Below are 2,001 nucleotides of genomic sequence, written 5' to 3' on the forward strand. Positions count from 1 at the left end.
GTTAAGCCTCCTTTACTGGGGGTTTGATAGCCTGTTAGTAATCGGCTTATTTTACCTAGCCTGGCAAGCTCTCGCCAGCCCAGATATGTTCAAATCGATTGTGCTGTTTATCAGTTTCGGATTATTAATGGCTTTAGCTTGGGTAAGGCTCAATGCTCCTGATATCGCTCTGGCTGAGGCGGCTATTGGTGCAGGCCTGACTGGCGCCCTGTTACTGGCCGCGTATGCGCGGCTAAAGGATCCCCGTGTTGATGAGTCTAACAGTGAGGAAGCGCAGCCAATTATTCCGCATAAATCGATTGAAGGTGATACAAATGATGAGTAAAAAGATACTTGGATACTCGAATCAGTATGAACCTGATGCTAATAATATGTCATTGATAGATATTGGCAGCATTATGACTCCCCTTCCCCTCGTCAGAGATTTCTGTGTGGTTTCCTTTTATAAGCTGCTACCCAGCCAACGTCAGGTGGCAGCGCAAAATCAGGAGAGATGATATGGATACAAGACCTCGGTTATTGTTGCCACTATTGCTGGTGCTCGGTGCTGTGCTCAGTTATGCCGTATTGTCTATACCTGATCCTGCGCAAGAGCTGCCAACAATGCTGACCGACAACATGACGATCAGTGGCGCACACAATCCTGTGAGTGCGGTTCTGCTAAACTTTCGTGGTTACGATACTTTGCTGGAGATGGGAGTCTTACTTGCAGCTCTACTTGGCGTATGGTCTCTGGACGAAATGCCCACTTATCACGGATCAGCCCCGGACCAGATTCTGGACATCATGTCTCGTCAGCTGATTCCCGTGTTTATTTTGGTGGCCGGTTACTTAGTGTGGGCAGGAGCTGATGCACCGGGGGGAGCTTTTCAGGCCGGCGCTTTACTGGGTGCGGCAGGTGTACTGCTACGGCTTTGCGGATGGCGGGTAAACAATCGTTACTCAGGCCTTCCATTGAGAGTGCTATTAGTCTTGGGTCTAGCTATGTTTGTCATGGTAGGTACGGGGGCGTTGCTGATCGGAAGTGAATTTTTGCGATACCCTCCTACTGTGGCCAGTGAGCTGATGTTGATTATCGAATCTGCAGCTACCCTCTCCATTGGCGCAACATTAGCAGCACTGTTCCTCGGTGGACGGCCAAAGGGAGAAGAATAATGAGCAATATTTACCTCTATGCACTGCTTGGCGTGGGTTTGTTCATTTTAGGTATATATTCCTTAATCGTTTACGCTAATTTGTTGCGCAAAATACTGGCTATCAATGTGATGTCCACCGGGGTGTTTCTGGTTTTGGTATCGTTGGCTTCCCGTAATCATAATGTCCAACCGGATCCTGTACCTCATGCCATGGTCATTACCGGTATCGTGGTGGCCGTATCAGCCACTGCGCTGGCGCTCATTTTGATGTTAAAAATAAATAAGGCAATTGGGAAAAGCGAATTCCCCGACAAAGATTGTGAATGAGACCTCGGAACCCAGAACAGAGAAAATATAGGCCATTTCATATTGTCTCAATGATTGAGTGCCGTAAAAACTAAATAACCAAAAATGACAACATAGCAAGAAAAGACTACCAAACTGAATTAGCGGAATATTTATGCTTCACCCCGGCGCCCTATTCAATGACATAGCCTTGTTTGCAACTGGCTAAGTGAATAAGCGCCGATGAGTGATAATGCAAACAGCGTGCGTGTAAAGAGCTCTTCACTAATGTTGGGCAGGCACTGAAGACTAAAAAGGACAAGATTGCTGCATGGAGTTAATTTTGGAGCAAATCCCGTGGATTGTGATGCCGATCATCTTCCCCTTGATAGGGAGTATGGCTTGCTTCCTGTTTCCGGCAAAAGCGAAGTCACTGGGTCTGCTGACTTCCTTGGTTGTTTTGGCATGTGTCACTAGGCTCGGCTGGCAACTCAAAGCACTAGGATCGCTGCGCTACCCTATGGGTGGTTGGGGGGCGCCATTGGGCATCGACCTTTACGCAGATGGTCTGAGTCTACTA

Annotated in this window: 3 protein-coding genes and 1 pseudogene; all 4 read left to right on the plus strand. The window is 47.8% G+C overall.

Features of this window, described 5'->3' with window-relative positions; genetic code table 11:
* Positions 1 to 325: Na(+)/H(+) antiporter subunit B (locus CXF78_RS15425; protein WP_102037284.1), on the plus strand; the 325-nt coding region annotated here is incomplete at its 5' end.
* A 173-nt stretch (positions 326 to 498) separates the two neighbouring features.
* Entirely contained in the window at positions 499 to 1,155 is a 657-nt protein-coding gene (gene mbhE / locus CXF78_RS15435; protein ID WP_102037285.1) for a hydrogen gas-evolving membrane-bound hydrogenase subunit E, read from the plus strand.
* The gene (locus CXF78_RS15440) at positions 1,155 to 1,463 is read left to right on the plus strand and encodes an NADH-quinone oxidoreductase subunit K (RefSeq protein ID WP_102037286.1); all 309 of its coding nucleotides are present in this window, start codon (positions 1,155 to 1,157) and stop codon (positions 1,461 to 1,463) included. Before mbhE ends, CXF78_RS15440 begins: the two co-directional genes overlap by 1 nt.
* Before the next feature lie 289 nt (positions 1,464 to 1,752).
* Positions 1,753 to 2,001 (plus strand): annotated as a pseudogene (locus CXF78_RS21655) (oxidoreductase); the annotation flags it as partial.

Origin of the sequence: Shewanella sp. 11B5, assembly GCF_002836795.1 — a bacterium.
Lineage (GTDB): Bacteria > Pseudomonadota > Gammaproteobacteria > Enterobacterales > Shewanellaceae > Shewanella > Shewanella frigidimarina.